Below are 14,945 nucleotides of genomic sequence, written 5' to 3'. Positions count from 1 at the left end.
GCCCGGCGGTTATGACATCAATTCGTCAGTCCGGATTGGTAGGCGAACACGACGAGCTGCGCCCTGTCCCGGGCGCCGAGCTTGACCATCGCGCGGCCGACGTGGGTGCGCGCCGTGGCGGGGCTGACGAACAGCCGCTCGGCGATCTCGTCGTTGCTGAGGCCTTCGCCGACCAGTCCGACGATCTCCCGTTCACGCTCGGTCAGGCTGTCCAGGCGCGGATGCGGCTTCAGCTTCCGCGCGGGCTCAGTCGCGAACCGGGAGATCACCCGTCGCGTCACGGACGGGGACAGCAGCGCCCCGCCGTCGGCGACCAGCCGGATCGCGGTCAGCAGCTCGCTCGGTTTGGTGTCCTTCAACAGGAAACCGCTCGCGCCGTAGCGCAGCGCGTCGAACACGTACTCGTCCAGCTCGAACGTCGTCAGCACGATGATCTTCGTCCCCGCCAGCCCGGCGTCCGCGGTGATCCGGCGCGTCGCCTCCAGACCGTCGATCCCCGGCATCCGGACGTCCATCAGCACGACGTCCGGCCGGGTTTCGCGGACCGCGGCCAACGCGGCGAGCCCGTCGGCCGCCTCCCCGGCGAACTCGAACCCGGCGGAGCTCTCGATCAGCGTCCGCAGGCCGAACCGGATCAGCTCCTGGTCGTCGGCGACGAGAACCGTGGTCACGAACGGGCCTCCAGCGGGATGCGGGCACGGACCTCGAACCGGCCGTCACCGGTCGGGCCGGCGCTGAACGTACCGCCCAGCGACGTCACGCGCCGGCGCATGCCGGAGATCCCGAGTCCGCCGCCATTGGTCTGGACCTCTTCGGCCGGGTTGCCGATCGCGATCTCCACCCCGTCGTCCTCCCAGGAAACCCTTACCGTGGCGGTGTTTCCGGTGCCATGGCGGAGCACGTTCGTCAGCGACTCCTGCACCACCCGGTATCCCGCGAGATCCGCGGCGACAGGTAGCTCCCGCGGCGAACCGGTGGTCGTCAACTCGACCCGCATACCGGACTCGGTCATCCGGCGGCGCAGCTCGTCGAGCCGGGTGAGGCTCGGCGCGGGCGCGCGCGAGTCGTCCTCCTGCCGCACCACCGCCAGTGTCGAGCGGACCTCGGCGAGCGCCTCGGTGCTGGTCCGGCTGATCGCGACCAGCGCGGTCTCGGCCTGTTCCGGCTTCTCCGCCAGCAGGTGCAACGCGATCTCGGCCTGCATCTTGATCGCCGCGAGCCCGTGCCCGACCACGTCGTGCACCTCCTGCGCCACCCGCAGCCGCTCGTCGTACGCGTGCTTGCGGACCTCCTCGGCGCGCTCGCGCGCGACCGCCTCGCGCTGCACCCGCACGATGAACCCCAGCGCGAACGGCACGACCGCCCAGGCCGAACCCGGCAGCAGGCCCAGCGCCCCGGAAAACGCCGCGCGGTTGGTGAACAGATGGGTCAGGAGCACGACCATCGCCACCGCGCCCGCGGGTGCGGAGCGCGCCAGCGGCTCGTACCGCGCGACCGTGTACACGGCGATGGCGAAGGCGAACAGGACCGGCCCGTACGCGTAGCCGAGCAGGAGATACGTCGTACAGGAGGCCGTCACCATGGCCAGCGTGACCAGTGGATCCCGGCGCCGGAACGCCAGCGCCAGCCCGGCCACAGCGGCCAGCCCGAACCCGAGGCCGTCGGCCGGCCGGCTCACGCCGCTGAACACGTGACTGAAGGCGACCGCGACCACGGCCAGCACCGCGATCGCCACAGCGAGCGCGGTGTCGGCCAGACGTAGTCGCATCACCCGAGGTCCCTCCGGTGCAACAGCCAACCACCCACCGCCGCGAACGCCAACAGATAGACGGCCACGACCAGCGATGCCTGACCGGCGCCGACGAGTTGCTCGACCCCCGGCGTACCCGTCCGTGCGCCCAGCCCGGCGACCAGCGAGCCCGCGTTCGGCCCCGGCAGTCCCTTCTGCGCTTCGGCCACCCAGGGCAGCACCGGCGCCGCCACCGACGCGAGCAGGTTCTGCACGGCGAGCAGCCACACCAGGCCCAGCCCGATCGGCAGCGCCACCGACCGGAACACCACGGCCAGCGCGACCCCGAAGGTGCCCCACATCATCGCGATCAGCCAGCCGGCGCCGATCCCGCGCACGATGTCCACAATGGACGGCCACTGCATCGGCTGGTCGCGCAGCACGGCCACCAGCGCACTCGCCCCGGCGGCCGCGGCGAACAGGGTCAGCATGAGCAGCAGCGTGCCCACCGCGACGGTGACGATCTTCGCGCCGTACACCGAGAATCGGGAAGATCCTTGGGCCAGCACGGTTTTCCAGGTGTCCCAGCCGTACTCGCTGCCGGCCACCAGCACCCCGAAGATCAGGGTCAGCCCGCCGATGAAGATCGGCAGTCCACCGATGGCGCTGCCGACGAACGCGCCGGGCAGCAGCGCGTCCTGACCGCGCCCGGGATCCGGTGCGGCGTAAGGAACCAGGTAGCCGAAGGTCAGGCTCAGTGCGACCGCGACGACCAGCAGCAGCCAGCTCGCCGGACGATGGACCTGCTTGCTCAGTTCCGCTTTCAGGTCACCGGACATGATCGTCTCCTGTCAGTTCGAGGAAGTTCTGTTCGAGATCGGGTTCACGCCAGCGGAGTTCGGAAACCTCGACGCCGGCTGTCACGAGTGCGGTGTTGATCCGGCTCGCCGCGGCGGGTTCGACGTTCAGGTCGAAGCCCGAACCGTTGGCGTGTAGGGATTCCCGGCCGACGAGCGCGATCAGTTCCGCTTCCGCGCGCTCGGCAGGCTCGGCCGTGACGTGCAGCGTGCCGCCCGCGCGGAGCTCTTCGATGGTTGCCTGCGTGACGAGCTTTCCGTGGGACAGCACGCCGATCCGGTCGCAGATCTGGGAAACCTCGGCGAGCAGGTGACTCGACAGCAGCACCGTCACCCCGTCCGCGGCGAGTTTCCGCAGCAGTACACGCATATCGGCGATGCCGGCCGGGTCGAGGCCGTTGGTCGGTTCGTCGAGCACGAGCAACCGCGGGTCCTTGAGCAGCGCGGCGGCAAGGCCGAGCCGCTGTTTCATGCCGAGCGAGTACGTGCGGTACGAATCCTTCGCCCGGTCGGTCAGATCGACCGTCCGCAACACCGCGTCCACCCGGGCGCCGGGCACCCGGGCGTGCCCGGCGAACACGCGCAGGTTCTCGCGTCCGGACAAGTACGGGTAAAAGGCCGGGCCCTCGATCAGCGCGCCGACCTGGTCCAGATAGCCGGGGCCGGGCGTGCGGCCGAACACGTGCAGGCTGCCCGCGGACGGCCGGGTCAGGCCGAGCAGCATGCGCAGGGTGGTGGTCTTGCCGGCGCCGTTCGGGCCGAGGAATCCGTAGATCTCGCCGGTGGGCACGGTCAGGTCGAGATCGTCCACGGCGACGATCTGGCCGTAGCGTTTGGTCAGTCCGGTGGTTTCGATGGCGTTCATGCTCGTCCTTTCGCGGTACGGCCCCAGGGCTTGTAGACCGACAGGAGCACGGCGATCAGCAGGCAGACAGGTGAGACGATCGGGGGGAAGATCAGGTCCGGCACCGGTGCGGGCGTGAGACCCGCGGCGAGGGCACGGCCGTAGACGGCCGCGTCGTCGACACCTGGCCGCAGGGCGACCACGCCGAGCACGGTCAGCACGATGTTCAGGCCGAGTTTCACGGCGACCCACCAGTACCGGAGGAGGCCGTACTTGCTACCGACACCGAGCACGATCCCGCTGGCCAGGCACACCAGGCCGATGATGAGCAGCGGCCACACGGTGAACAGTTGCAGCGCCTGATAACTGATGGCCGCGACGGCGGTGTCGCTGGTGAACATCGCGGTGAAGATCAGCACGGCCAGTACGACGTCGAGCCCGATCCAGGCGCCCGACGAGACGATGTGCGTGACGAGCCACGCCCTGCGGGCGGACTTGCCGAGCCGGCGGGCTCGTCCGGTTCTGGTCACGGTTGCGGTCATGACCAGAATGGTCGGCGAAGGCGGCGGGCAAGGCGTCCGCCCGGGCGATGATCTGTCCATACGCAGATCTGCGTACGACGGGCCCCCAGGTTTCGTATAAGACACTAAAATCGGTGCATGCGCGGACGTCGTCCGGTGACCGAGGTGCCCGATGTGGTGGGGTTGGGCGCCGAGGACGCGTGCGACATCGTGCGCCGCGCCGGGCTGGTGCCGCGCGGGCCGGAGGGTGAGCCCGAACCCGCGTCCGGCGTCGTGGTCGCGCAGGCGCCGATCGCGACGGCCGGCGCCGTGCAGGGCAGTGAAGTCGTGCTGTGGACCCAACTCGGCCGTGGTTCGAGCGCCGACCTCACCCCGCCGACGCCCACGGAATCCGCGCTGCTGCCGGCCTGACCGTACGTCCACAGTGGACGCACGGCGGCCGGCGGAGGTTCAGGGCTGGTTGACCGAAGCCAAACCGGCGGGCGCCGCGTCGAGCGCGCGGTGGATGGCGGCGGCGAGTTCGCGCGCCGCCTCCTCGGTGAGCTCCACCGGAACCCGCGCGGACGGACCCTCGCCCGGGTTGATGAAGTCGATGTTGACCGTGTGCGCGAACGGCGCGTGCACGGGGTGGTCGACGTAGACGGCCGCGTGGGACAGCGAGAACCAGCCCTTGGCCGCCTTGCCGCTGCCGGTGACCTCGATCTTCTCAGTGTTGTAAGTGCACATACTTTTCCTTATCGCGCAAGGTTCTTGCCGAAGAACTCGAACACCCGCTGCCAGCCCTGCTTGGCGGCTTCGGGACGGTAGCTCGGCCGGTCCACGGAGAAGAACGCGTGGCCCGCGCCGTCATAGGTGTGGAACTCGTGGTCCTTGCCGAGCCGGTTCAGCTCGTCCGCGAGCTTCGCTGTCTCGTCCGGGGTGGGGTACTGGTCGTCCGCCCCGAACAGGCCCAGCAGCGGGCAGGAAAGCCGCGGCGCCAGGCCGAGAATGGGCTTCATGGTCGGCGGCATCTGCGCCGGCGGGTCGTTGACGACGAACGCGCCGTAGCAGTCCACGGCCGCGTCGATCTGCAGGCTGCACGCGGCGAGGAAGGTCTGGCGGCCACCGGAGCAGTACCCGATGACACCGATCTTCCCGTTCGCGTTGTCCAGTCCCTTGAGGTAGGTCGCGGCGCCGTCGACGTCGCCGACGAGGCGATCGTCGGGCACGCCGCCCAGCGCCCGCGCGGCCGCGGCGGCGTCATCGGGGTCGGCGCCGGGCGCCTCCCGTGAGTACAGGTTCGGGCACAGCGCGTTGTACCCGTTCACCGCGAACTTGCGCACGATCTCTTTGGTGGCCGCGTCGTAGCCGGGCATGTGGTGGATCACCACCACCCCGCCGCGCGGCTGTTCGTCCAGCGGTTTGGCCAGATAGGCCTCGATCTCGGTACCACCGTCGCCGGCGATCGTGATGGTCTCGGCCCGCATCGCATCGGTCATGGGCCCAGCTTGTCATGATCACCGGCGCGGCGGCGCCGACTATGCGTCAGTCGTTCTGCTCTGCCCCGTTGTCCGGTTCCACCGGCTCCCCGAGGAGTTGGTCGAGGTCGAAGTCCGCCGTCAGCTCGGCGAAGATCGGCGTGGACTCCTGCTCCTTCTGGCGCACGCTCATGGTCAGGCCTCCCTCCCCGCGCGCTCGGCACGCGCGGTGCGTCCTCGTGGATGGAAGCGCGGTCCCCCCTGCCCCAAAGCCCACGAGAGTGTTAACGGCAGGTTATGTTACCTACTCACGGTGAGCAACGTTCTGGCAGTCGAAAAAAGTTCACACCCATCGCCGCGATGACAAGTCCCCCCGGTCGGGATCATAATGATGGGTGAAGGCGGTGCGGCATGGCACTTCACGGTGAAGAGCAGCGACGGCTGACTGAGATCGAACAGCAGCTGGCCGAGGAGAACCCGCGCCTGGCCCAGCGGTTGTCCGAGCTGCGGCCGATGCGGATTCCGAGTGTGGTGTTGGCGGTGATCGGTGCCGTCTGCTCGGTCGTCGCCGGGCTGTTCATCATGGTTGCCGGTGGCCAATCCCACAACGGGTTCCTGATCGTTTTCGGCACCGTGCTGACGTGCGTGGTGCCGACCGCGATCCTGTGGCGGACCTGGCTCTACCGGTTGCGCTGACCCCGGACGCGCTCGATCCGGAACCCCGCGTCGGCGAGGATATCCGGCAGCGCGAGCACGACGTTGCGGTCCTTCTGGCGTTCCACCTCACCCAGGTCGTCCCACGGCCGCAGGTCGGGATGCACCTTGCGCTCGTTGTCCCGCCGGTCGCCGAGCCGCCAGCCGTCGGCCTTGCGCTCGGTCATCCAGCGCTCGTGCTCGGCGATCGCGAGCCGCTCGACCTCTTCGGGCTCGAACGCGAACGACACCGCCTCGAGGCTCGGCACCATCCGGCAGCCGACCATGGTGAGCTTGCGCTCGATGTCGTCGGCGGAGGCGCGGTTGGCGTCGCGCAGGGTGTCCGGAAGTTCGTCCCAGTCGACGAGCGACGGGTTGCGTTGGGCGTCCTGGCCGAGCGCCAGCTGGTCGCGGAGGTAGCGGCGGTGCAATGCGCGTGCCAGCGAATCGGTGATCCGCTCCGAGAGATACACGCTCGCCATGTCCAGTACTCCTACGAATCGCAGCCGGTCCTCGTGGCCATGTTGCACAATCATCTCACCGACCCCGGCGAGCTGAGCCATGCGCACGATCACGGTACCGCGAGTGGCGTCGACGGTCGCGGCGGCCGTGAGCCCGTCCCGGAGGGCGCGCTCTTCGTCATCGTGGCAGACGAACACCAGGTGCACACCTGGTTCCGGAATGTAGACAGGCACCACGGTGACCTGGCAGGCGGTGGCGAAGAACGGGTGCCGCGCCTGCAGTTCTGTGACCGCGGCCGCACCGTCCGGATCCGCGACGATCACCTCCACGGTGCGCTCGCCCGCCCGGCGCGCGAGCTCCAGTAGTAGTGCGCGGCCGAACGCGCTGAGCCCGATCACGACGAGCCGTTCCCCGTCGGGTTGGAAGGCGGCGAGCACCTGTTTCGCGGCGACGCCGTCGAGGGAGAAGAAGTCGACCTCGAGCTCGTCGCGCCAGCCGCGGTCGCGCAGCACGTCGCCGAGTTCCGGGTCGGCGACATGCGCGTGCACCTGGAGCGAGGCGTGGGCCCGGCGCTCGACCTGGCTGGCGGCGAGGACGGTGGCGATGTTGGCGGGCGTCTCGTCGGCGAGGGCGTAGAGCCGGTCGGCGCGGGCCAGCCCGGCGGCGATGAGCACGTCCGGACTGCGGGCGCTGTCGATGCGCACGACCTTGTGGCCGGCCTGCAGGTGGGCGGCGAGCGTGCGGGCCGCGTCGGAGTCGCCGCACACGATGATGTGCCGAGCCCGGCGGCGGGCCCGCAGCCGCGCGAGCTCGGCCGCGAACAGGAGTCGCCCGGCTTCTATCGCGGCGTAGATGGTCACGGCCGGCGTCAGGAACCGGCTGACCTCCAGCGGCCACGGATACGGCCCGCCGTTCGAGACCGGAGCCGAGTTGATCACGAAGAGCTGCAGGTCGTAGTAGATGAGATCGATCGGCCGGTGCGCGAACTGCGTGCTGGCGGCCAGGTACTCGGCGAGCCCGAGGTAGCCGAGGACCAGCGACACCACCACGAGCCCGGCGAAGAACATCCGGATCAGCACAGCGGGCCGCGACATCAGTGCGAAAACGATGGCCTCCGTGAGTCGGTCGGGGAGGTCCAGTGTGGATCAACGGGCTCGGCCCGTCGATGCTCCGGCGTCAGTTGCCGGCACGGTACTCGATGTCAAGACTCGCCAGCGCCAGCTGCACCACGAGAACTTGGCGGTGATCCCGGAGCTCCTGGAAGATCGCCAGCGATGTGGTCAGCGCCTCCCTGGCCCGCTCGCGGTCGCCCATGCCCGCGAATGCCTGCCCTTGCCGCAAGAGCGTGTCCGCGATACCCCATCGTTCGCCTGAGCGATGACGATCGTGCAGGACCTGACCGTAGATCCTGATTGCTTCGCCGAACTCGCCGTGCTGCTGATACAAGAACCCCACCTGGTCGCGGGCGAACGCGCGCAACGGGATGTTCCCCAGCTCACAGGCGATGGTCAGCCCCTCCTGTGCGGCCGACCGAGCGTCGTCGTCCCGGCCCAGGCCATCGAGAACGACCGCTCTCGTCGACTGCACGATCGCTATGCCGAAGCGGAAGCCCGTCGCCCTGAAATGCCGGAGCGCCTCCCGGAAACACCTGTCTGCTTGTGCGAACTCACGCTGCACGGCGAAGCGCTGGCCACACACGTACATCGTCCACGCACGCCCGCGCTCATCGGCGATCCGGTCGTGGAGATCGACCAGCTCGTCCAGACAGCGGGTCGCCGGGGCACCAGCTGTGGTTTCGTTTTCGACCCAGGCGTACAGATGCAAGCATCGCCCACGGCCGAAGTCATTGTTCTGGGCGAGCCGCACGGCGCGCTGGGCAAGTTCCCGGCAGTCGTCGAGCGGCCTCCGGATGAACAGCGCGGGCAGGCAGAACACGGGCAGCTGCCAGGAATTCGGTGTGACGTGCCCGAAGTCGCGCAGCACGGCGACCATCGTGGACCGTTCCTGTTCGAACCAGGCCAGGACGAGGTCCGGGCGTTCGGAGCTGAACTCGTGGGGCACGATGCCCGTGGTATCCGGGATGAGGTCACCCGCCCAGCCGTCAGCGAGCGCGTTCCCGCCCGCATAGGCCGAGCCTGTGTACCAGCGGATCAGCCTCTTCAAGGCATCTTCGGAGCGGCCGAGCTTGCGTGCCGCGTACTGGCGAACCGTGCCGTGGAGGTAGATGCGGCCGCGGCGATCGGCCTTCGCCAGTTGCCAGTGCAGCAAGATGTCGACGGCAGCGTCGGAGGTCCCGGGAAACAGCCTGGCGAGAGCTGCCAGGGCCGCTCGTGGCAGCGGTGGAAGATGCGCCCGCCCAACACTGGCGCCCAGACAGCGGAACAGCCGCGCGGCATTGGGCTCGACTGCCTCCAGGCGCGCGTAACACAGGTCGAGCACCGATTCGATCTGCTTGCTGCGACCGTTCGCCTTCCGGCTTTCCCGCGCTTCCAAGCCGTCGACCACTTGCCGGACCGTCATCGCCTCGTCGCTCACCAGCAGGGTGCCGACGAGCAGCAGCGCCAGCGGAAGTCCCTCGCACTGGGCCACGAGAGTCTTGACAGCGTCCAGATCGGCGTCGATCCGTTCAGCGCCAGCGAGCCCCACGAGCAGATTCTTCGCGTCCTCGTAGCCCAGCCCCGTGAGGTTGATCGTGTCCTCGCACAGCGCCGCCAGTGCCGGCGCGGCGGTTCGGCTGGTGAGGACCACGGTGTTGCCCGGCCCCGGACACAGCTCCCGCGCCTGGTCCCGGGACTTCACGTTGTCGAGAAGAAGCAGGAAATGCCGTGCGGTGGTCTCCACTTGGTAGAGCCGCGCGAGCCCATCGGAACCGGCAGCATCGATCACGGCCTCCGACACCCCGAGCTTGCGGAGTATCGCCAGTTGGATACCTTCGATCTGCCCGTCACCAGAGGTTCCGTTCAAGTCCACATAGATCACCAGCGCCGGAAAACCCCACCTCAGGGCCTCTTTGGCCAGACTGATGAGCAGCGTCGTCTTCCCAAGCCCGGAACCACCGGCGACGAGGAACATGCGGGTCCGGAACGCCGGCTCGAACACCGGGCGAAGCCGCCTCAGCCATGGCCTCATGCCGACCGCGAATCCTTTGTGTACGGGGATCTCGAGCGGCCAGTCGTAGTTGATGTCCGGGTCGCCCGCAGTCGTCTTGAACAGACGCTTCATCATGCGTCGGAACCACTTGTCTGGCACAGCATCTCCCGAATGGCCACGGGCGGCACGTTACGCGGCGTGTCCGGCCGTTGACTCGATCGACCTAATCCGAGGGACGAACTCTCGGTTTCCGTAGATGAAACCACCTCAGAGTGCGCTCCGCAACGGCATACCGCGGCACACGGGTGGACGCCGCCCTCAGCGCGGCGGCCGTCCACACGGGCCCTACGCCGGTCGTTCCTTCTGGAAGACCACGATGCGGAACGGCAATGTCGGTGCCCCAACGACTTTGACCCGCGCTTTGAAGCCGTGCGCTTCCGCGGCTTTGCGCAGCTGCGAAACCGGGGCGGCGGTGGTCATGTCGGCGTTGCCGCGCATGTATCCGTCGACCTCTTCCTCGGCGAGGCCGTAGCGGATCATCCACTCGCGCCACTTTTCCATCGCCGAGGCGCCGCGGCGATCACCGTTGACACCGAACACATCCGCGAACACGAGCGTGCCGTCTTCGGTCGTGTGCTCGGCACAATTGAGGAAGAATTCGTCGAGGGCCTCGTCCGTCGGCTCGGGGCCGATCAGGAAATGCATCACCAGCGAGCCGAATACGACGTCATAGCGGCCGTCGACATCGTCCCACGCCGTGCCACGCGCGAGTCGCATGTCCAGCCCTGTCTGCGATTCCGGCTGCAACAAGTCGCGCGCGTATTTGGTCATCTGTTCGGCGCGGTCGACGCCACGATATTGCCGCACCGGTCCGTGGTGCTCCAAATCGTAGAAAGGCCGGTTGATATTGCGAATCCACGGCACGATTTCACTTGTCAACCGTCCGGTGCCGTAACCGATCTCCAGCACGTCCACCGAGCGCATCTTGTCCGCATAGATCCGCAGGATCTCGCGGAACACGGTCGCCGCGCTGTCCCGGATCAGCTGCGCGTACCGCGGAATCCAGCACCGGATGTGCCGCTCGTACTGATCGAAATAGTCAGGCGAGCGGAACTCGGTCTCGCTCGTCCAGTCCTCGTCCCAGTGCCCGACCCCGTTGCGCGCCACCCACGCGCGGCGCAGATCGGCGGCCTTCATCGTCGGTTCGAAGCGCACCGCGCGCGCCTTGATCGAGTCGTAGAACTGGCTCGCGCTGGCGAACCGCAGCGAGTTGCGTTCGATGACCAACTGCCGCCCGTCGACGCGGCCCGGGTTGGGCCGGTAGCCGCCGATCAGGTCCGGGTCGAGCAGCAGCAGGTGGTGCCCGACCGCCGCAGGCCCCAGCGGATGCACCTCACCGACCCGCAGTTCCTCTTTGGCGGCAATGTAAATGTCGTACGGCCCTTCCCGGTGGCGGGCCTGGTGCCGTTTCCACAGGTCGATCTGCCGGGCGAGCTTGTCCTCGTTCTCGAAGAACCATGACCAGTCGATGAGGAAGACGCGTTCGCTGACGTTCGCGGTCATCTCCTCCGGGTGGTCCGGAGTCCAGAACTGCTCGGTCTCGTCGGTCAGGTCGGCGATCGCGCGGATGTCGCCGCCGTTCCACTCGCGCAGGCTCGAAAAACTCGGCAGGTAGTAGTCGGCGTCGACGACCAGTTGGGACGCGCCACCCGAATCGAGCTCGTGCGCCAGCGCGCCGGCCCAGCCGCCGAGCAGGTGCAGGCTCGCGTGTTCCTCGGGATAGCCGTCGATGAACTTGTTGATCTGCTCGTTCAGCACGTTGCGGCCCTGCCGCGCGGACCGCTGTCCCGGCGAGAGCGTCGTCCGCGCGAGTTTGCGGAGCCAGTCGGTGAAGCGGCTCTCGAACATCTCGAACCCGGCCCCGTCCTCGACCGCCGAGGGGTACGACAGGTACTCGGGCTCGCCGAAGTTCTCCGGCAGCCGCTCGGACTCGGACTGTTTGATCACGACCACCGGCAGGTGCAGCGCGTGCGCGAAACCGACCTCGTAGGCCAGGTTCGGCCGCTGCTTGCTGCCTTCGAGGATGACCAGATCGGACTTCAGCAGCTCGTCGCTGACCTTCGAGCCGATGTCCTTGGTGACGGACTGGTTCTCGTTCCAGTCGTAGTAGTCGAAACCGTGCTCACCGAGCTTGGTCTTCATGACCGAAAGCGCTTTCTGCACAGCGTCCGGGTGCTCGGTCTGGGTGGACCAGGCGAGAAAGGCGGCGAGCCGAGGCAACGAGACCTCCGGAAGGTGATGGGTGGAGTTGAAGTGTATCCGTACGGCCGTTTCACCTGGGCCAGTTCGGGGATCAGACCACCGCGGCAGGGCGCTTCCCTCGGTCTAGAGTGCTATGGAGCTGTGATGAGCTGAGCCGGACCGCCCACACGGACGGTCCGGCGGTACTCAACGCAGGTACACCGACAACCACATCGCCAGTACCAGCGCGGAGTTCACCACGATCCGGGTTGCGGTCCCCCTGATCTCCAGGGCTATCGCAACCCGGATCACTCCGGGCTTGCGTTCGCGCACAGCCTCACACCTCCTCTCTCGGTCGGAGGCGGGCCACCCTAGGAAGCGGTCACGGCCGCACGGCGCCGCGGACGCGCCAGGCCGCGCTACTGCTCAGCAGGCCGGTCTACCGCCGTTTGAGCCACCGCGGCAGCACGAACCACAGCACGGCGAACGCGACCGCCACCAGCCCGCCGACCACGCCCATCGCGACCGGGCCGTAGACGACTTTCGCGATCAGCGCGACGACGTCGGAGACAGCGGCGGCGAGGCAGACCAGGCCGGCCAGCACCGTCCGGTTGCCCACGCGGAGGATCTCCTCGCGGCGGCCCTCGCGGAACAGGATCCGGTGCCACGCCGCGGGTGCGGTGAGCAGCGCGGTCGCCAGCGCGGCGAGCACGACGGCGGTCAGGTGCATGCCCTTCTCGAAGCCACTGGCCTCGCGGAACAGCGAGGTGAACACGACCGACAGCAGGAAACCGAACAGGATCTGCACGCCGGCCTGTGCCACCCGCAGTTCGCTGAGCAGCTCGTTGACGTTGCGGGCGAGACGCTGGTTTTCGCTCTCCTCGGCCATCCGAGTCAGAGTACGCGGCGGAGACCGTGCGGGCGACTGACCACATTGGACACTTCGCCACCACTTTCACGCCTGCTAGCGTGGGGCCGACGACAAGGAGGCTCCACGTGGAACTGATGCGGCTGGGCGAGTTCGGCAGCGAGCGGCCGGTGGTGCGCCGCGACGGTGCGGTGTTCGACCTGAGCGGGCTGACGGCCGACATCACCGGCGACTTCCTCGCCGACGGTGGTCTCGACCGGATCGCCGGCGCCCTCGACTCACTGTCCACTGTGGATCCCGATGGGCTGCGAATCGGCGCACCGGTGGCGAAACCGGGTGCGGTGATCTGCATCGGCCAGAACTACGCGGCACACGCCGCCGAGTCCGGCTCGACGCCGCCCGAGCGGCCGATCATCTTCTTCAAGCACCCGAACACCGTCGTCGGCCCGAACGACGACGTGCTCATCCCGCCGGGTGCGACGAAGGTCGACTGGGAGGTCGAACTGGCGGTCGTGATCGGCAAGCAGGCGCGATACCTGTCGTCGCCGGAGGATGCGCTGGCGTGCGTCGCCGGGTACACGATCGGCAACGACGTGTCCGAGCGGGCGCTGCAGATCGAGCAGTCCGGCGGGCAGTGGTCGAAGGGCAAGTCGGCCGAGACGTTCAACCCGCTGGGCCCGTGGCTGCTGCCGGCGGCGGAGCTGCCCGACCCGCAGAAACTGGGCCTGCGCTCGTGGGTCAACGGCGAGCCACGGCAGGACTCGAACACCGTGGACATGCTCTTCTCGGTCGCGCAGCTGGTGTTCGACCTGTCGCAGTACCTCGTGCTCGATCCGGGCGACGTGGTCAACACGGGCACTCCCCAGGGCGTCGCACTGTCCGGTAACTACCCGTTCCTCAAGGCCGGGGACGTCATGGAACTGGAGATCGACCAGCTCGGACTGCAACGGCAGCACCTGCGGTGACGGACGCGCGGAAGCCAACCCGATGACCTGTAACGATCGTCACGGGTGACAATGGACAGCGTGACCGCGACCCTGACCAAGCCCGCCCTGAGGATCGGCCCGTACGAGGTCGATCCGCCGGTCGTGCTCGCGCCCATGGCCGGGATCACGAACGTCGCGTTCCGGCGGCTGTGCCAGGAGTACGGCGCCGGCATCTACGTCTGCGAGATGATCACCGCCCGCGCGGTCGTCGAGCGGCACCCCGGCACGATGCACATGATGACCTTCGGTGAGCACGAAAAGCCCAGGTCGATGCAGCTGTACGGGGTGGACCCGAAGACGATGGCCGAGGCCGTGCGGATCATCGTCGGCGAGGGGCTCGCCGACCACATCGACTCGAACTTCGGCTGCCCGGTCGCGAAGGTCACGCGCAAGGGCGGCGGTGCCGCGCTTCCGTTCAAGCGCAAGCTGTTCGGGGACATCGTCGCCGCGTCGGTCAGGGCGGCGGGCAGCGTGCCGTTCACGGTCAAGTTCCGCGTCGGCATCGACGACGAGCACCACACGTACCTCGACGCCGGCCGGATCGCCGAGGCCGAGGGCGCGGCGGCGGTTTCCCTGCACGCCCGCACCGCGGCGCAGCGCTACTCGGGCCAGGCGGACTGGAGCGCGATCGCGCGCCTGAAGGACGCCGTGCGGACCATTCCCGTGCTGGGCAACGGCGACATCTTCACCGCCGGCGACGCCCTGCGCATGATGGCCGAGACGGGCTGCGACGGCGTGGTCGTCGGTCGCGGCTGCCTCGGCCGGCCTTGGCTGTTCGGCGAACTGGAGGCCGCGTTCGCCGGTCGCGAGCTCCCCGCCGGGCCGTCGCTCGGGGAGGTCGCCCGCGTGCTGCGCCGGCACGCCGAACTCCTCGTCCAGCACGACGGGCCCGGCAAGGCCATGCGTGACCTGCGCAAACACATGGCGTGGTACTTCATGGGCTTCCCCGTCGGCTCCGAGCTGCGCCGCCGGTTCGCGATGGTGTCGTCGCTGGACGAACTCGACGAGCTGATCACCCACCTCGACCACACCGCCCCGTTCCCGGCCGACGCGCTGGGCCCCCGCGGCCGCCAGGGCTCGCCGGGCAAGGTCACCCTGCCGCACGGCTGGCTCGACGACCCGGACGACAACCTCGTCCCGGAAGCGGAAGACATGCACTCCGGCGGCTAGGCCGTCGTGCGCGGATCGGATGAAAAC

At 68.5% G+C, this 14,945-nt stretch carries 17 protein-coding genes; 4 read left to right on the top strand and 13 right to left on the bottom strand.

Features of this window, described 5'->3' with window-relative positions:
* Positions 1-17: 17 nt before the first annotated feature.
* The 5 genes from LOZ83_RS12430 to LOZ83_RS12410 are packed head-to-tail and all read right to left on the bottom strand — an operon-like array spanning position 18 to position 3,972.
* Positions 18-671 (bottom strand): response regulator transcription factor, encoded by a 654-nt coding sequence (locus tag LOZ83_RS12430; RefSeq protein ID WP_236790605.1) that lies wholly within the window; start codon positions 669-671, stop codon positions 18-20.
* Entirely contained in the window at positions 668-1,768 is a 1,101-nt protein-coding gene (locus LOZ83_RS12425) for a sensor histidine kinase (protein WP_236790790.1), read from the bottom strand. The genes LOZ83_RS12430 and LOZ83_RS12425 overlap by 4 nt, the downstream gene beginning before the upstream one ends.
* A complete protein-coding gene (locus LOZ83_RS12420; RefSeq protein ID WP_236790604.1) occupies positions 1,768-2,568 on the bottom strand; it encodes an ABC transporter permease in 801 nt (266 codons plus the stop codon). Before LOZ83_RS12420 ends, LOZ83_RS12425 begins: the two co-directional genes overlap by 1 nt.
* Complete coding sequence (locus LOZ83_RS12415; protein ID WP_236790603.1) at positions 2,558-3,451, bottom strand: ABC transporter ATP-binding protein; 894 nt, start codon at positions 3,449-3,451, stop codon at positions 2,558-2,560. Before LOZ83_RS12415 ends, LOZ83_RS12420 begins: the two co-directional genes overlap by 11 nt.
* Positions 3,448-3,972, bottom strand: coding sequence for a hypothetical protein (locus LOZ83_RS12410; RefSeq protein ID WP_236790602.1), 525 nt, complete (start codon positions 3,970-3,972; stop codon positions 3,448-3,450). The genes LOZ83_RS12415 and LOZ83_RS12410 overlap by 4 nt, the downstream gene beginning before the upstream one ends.
* 117 nt (positions 3,973-4,089) lie before the next feature.
* Between LOZ83_RS12410 and LOZ83_RS12405 the strand changes: the two genes are divergently transcribed.
* A complete protein-coding gene (locus LOZ83_RS12405; RefSeq protein WP_236790601.1) occupies positions 4,090-4,362 on the top strand; it encodes a PASTA domain-containing protein in 273 nt (90 codons plus the stop codon).
* A 39-nt stretch (positions 4,363-4,401) separates the two neighbouring features.
* On the opposite strand, the gene LOZ83_RS12400 is transcribed toward LOZ83_RS12405, so the two are convergent.
* Genes LOZ83_RS12400 through LOZ83_RS39760 form a run of 3 tightly spaced genes read right to left on the bottom strand, consistent with a single transcriptional unit; the run spans position 4,402 to position 5,601 of the window.
* Positions 4,402-4,677 carry a DUF6295 family protein gene (locus LOZ83_RS12400; protein ID WP_236790600.1) on the bottom strand — a complete coding sequence of 92 codons (276 nt, stop codon included), beginning with the start codon at positions 4,675-4,677 and terminating at the stop codon, positions 4,402-4,404.
* Positions 4,678-4,685: 8 nt separating this feature from the next.
* Positions 4,686-5,429, bottom strand: coding sequence for a dienelactone hydrolase family protein (locus LOZ83_RS12395; RefSeq protein WP_236790599.1), 744 nt, complete (start codon positions 5,427-5,429; stop codon positions 4,686-4,688).
* Positions 5,430-5,475: 46 nt separating this feature from the next.
* Positions 5,476-5,601, bottom strand: coding sequence for a hypothetical protein (locus LOZ83_RS39760; RefSeq protein ID WP_255823532.1), 126 nt, complete (start codon positions 5,599-5,601; stop codon positions 5,476-5,478).
* A gap of 218 nt (positions 5,602-5,819) precedes the next feature.
* On the opposite strand from LOZ83_RS39760, the gene LOZ83_RS12390 reads away from it, so the two are divergent.
* The gene (locus tag LOZ83_RS12390; RefSeq protein WP_236790598.1) at positions 5,820-6,104 is read left to right on the top strand and encodes a DUF3040 domain-containing protein; all 285 of its coding nucleotides are present in this window, start codon (positions 5,820-5,822) and stop codon (positions 6,102-6,104) included.
* Here the strand turns inward: LOZ83_RS12390 and LOZ83_RS12385 are convergent.
* The 5 genes from LOZ83_RS12385 to LOZ83_RS12370 all read right to left on the bottom strand — a co-directional run bounded on the left by LOZ83_RS12385 (position 6,089) and on the right by LOZ83_RS12370 (position 12,783).
* Entirely contained in the window at positions 6,089-7,657 is a 1,569-nt protein-coding gene (locus LOZ83_RS12385) for a RyR domain-containing protein (protein WP_236790597.1), read from the bottom strand. The genes LOZ83_RS12390 and LOZ83_RS12385 overlap by 16 nt on opposite strands.
* An 82-nt stretch (positions 7,658-7,739) precedes the next feature.
* Positions 7,740-9,635 carry a tetratricopeptide repeat protein gene (locus tag LOZ83_RS12380; protein WP_236790596.1) on the bottom strand — a complete coding sequence of 632 codons (1,896 nt, stop codon included), beginning with the start codon at positions 9,633-9,635 and terminating at the stop codon, positions 7,740-7,742.
* Between the two features lie 363 nt (positions 9,636-9,998).
* The gene (locus LOZ83_RS12375; protein ID WP_236790595.1) at positions 9,999-11,933 is read right to left on the bottom strand and encodes a class I SAM-dependent methyltransferase; all 1,935 of its coding nucleotides are present in this window, start codon (positions 11,931-11,933) and stop codon (positions 9,999-10,001) included.
* 168 nt (positions 11,934-12,101) lie between these two features.
* Positions 12,102-12,227, bottom strand: coding sequence for a hypothetical protein (locus LOZ83_RS39755; RefSeq protein WP_255823531.1), 126 nt, complete (start codon positions 12,225-12,227; stop codon positions 12,102-12,104).
* Positions 12,228-12,333: 106 nt separating this feature from the next.
* Positions 12,334-12,783 carry a DUF6328 family protein gene (locus tag LOZ83_RS12370; protein ID WP_236790594.1) on the bottom strand — a complete coding sequence of 150 codons (450 nt, stop codon included), beginning with the start codon at positions 12,781-12,783 and terminating at the stop codon, positions 12,334-12,336.
* Between the two features lie 107 nt (positions 12,784-12,890).
* Between LOZ83_RS12370 and LOZ83_RS12365 the strand changes: the two genes are divergently transcribed.
* Positions 12,891-13,727, top strand: coding sequence for a fumarylacetoacetate hydrolase family protein (locus LOZ83_RS12365; RefSeq protein WP_236790593.1), 837 nt, complete (start codon positions 12,891-12,893; stop codon positions 13,725-13,727).
* Between the two features lie 51 nt (positions 13,728-13,778).
* On the top strand, positions 13,779-14,918 hold the full coding sequence (gene dusB / locus LOZ83_RS12360) for a tRNA dihydrouridine synthase DusB (RefSeq protein WP_236790592.1): 1,140 nt from the start codon (positions 13,779-13,781) through the stop codon (positions 14,916-14,918).
* The last annotated feature ends 27 nt before the right edge of the window (positions 14,919-14,945 follow it).

It is taken from the genome of Amycolatopsis sp. GM8, from assembly GCF_021653975.1.
Lineage (GTDB): Bacteria > Actinomycetota > Actinomycetes > Mycobacteriales > Pseudonocardiaceae > Amycolatopsis_E.
This window is presented reverse-complemented; position numbering and strand designations above follow the sequence as displayed.

Bases quoted from the DNA above. Each gene is read 5' to 3' on its own strand.
- LOZ83_RS12425 (WP_236790790.1), bottom strand. From the start codon at position 1,768: ATGCGACTACGTCTGGCCGACACCGCGCTCGCTGTGGCGATCGCGGTG.
- LOZ83_RS12420 (WP_236790604.1), bottom strand. From the start codon at position 2,568: ATGTCCGGTGACCTGAAAGCGGAACTGAGCAAGCAGGTCCATCGTCCG.
- LOZ83_RS12415 (WP_236790603.1), bottom strand. From the start codon at position 3,451: ATGAACGCCATCGAAACCACCGGACTGACCAAACGCTACGGCCAGATC.
- LOZ83_RS12410 (WP_236790602.1), bottom strand. From the start codon at position 3,972: ATGACCGCAACCGTGACCAGAACCGGACGAGCCCGCCGGCTCGGCAAG.
- LOZ83_RS12405 (WP_236790601.1), top strand. From the start codon at position 4,090: ATGCGCGGACGTCGTCCGGTGACCGAGGTGCCCGATGTGGTGGGGTTG.
- LOZ83_RS12400 (WP_236790600.1), bottom strand. From the start codon at position 4,677: ATGTGCACTTACAACACTGAGAAGATCGAGGTCACCGGCAGCGGCAAG.
- LOZ83_RS12395 (WP_236790599.1), bottom strand. From the start codon at position 5,429: ATGACCGATGCGATGCGGGCCGAGACCATCACGATCGCCGGCGACGGT.
- LOZ83_RS39760 (WP_255823532.1), bottom strand. From the start codon at position 5,601: ATGAGCGTGCGCCAGAAGGAGCAGGAGTCCACGCCGATCTTCGCCGAG.
- LOZ83_RS12390 (WP_236790598.1), top strand. From the start codon at position 5,820: ATGGCACTTCACGGTGAAGAGCAGCGACGGCTGACTGAGATCGAACAG.
- LOZ83_RS12385 (WP_236790597.1), bottom strand. From the start codon at position 7,657: ATGTCGCGGCCCGCTGTGCTGATCCGGATGTTCTTCGCCGGGCTCGTG.
- LOZ83_RS12380 (WP_236790596.1), bottom strand. From the start codon at position 9,635: ATGTTCCTCGTCGCCGGTGGTTCCGGGCTTGGGAAGACGACGCTGCTC.
- LOZ83_RS12370 (WP_236790594.1), bottom strand. From the start codon at position 12,783: ATGGCCGAGGAGAGCGAAAACCAGCGTCTCGCCCGCAACGTCAACGAG.
- dusB (WP_236790592.1), top strand. From the start codon at position 13,779: ATGGACAGCGTGACCGCGACCCTGACCAAGCCCGCCCTGAGGATCGGC.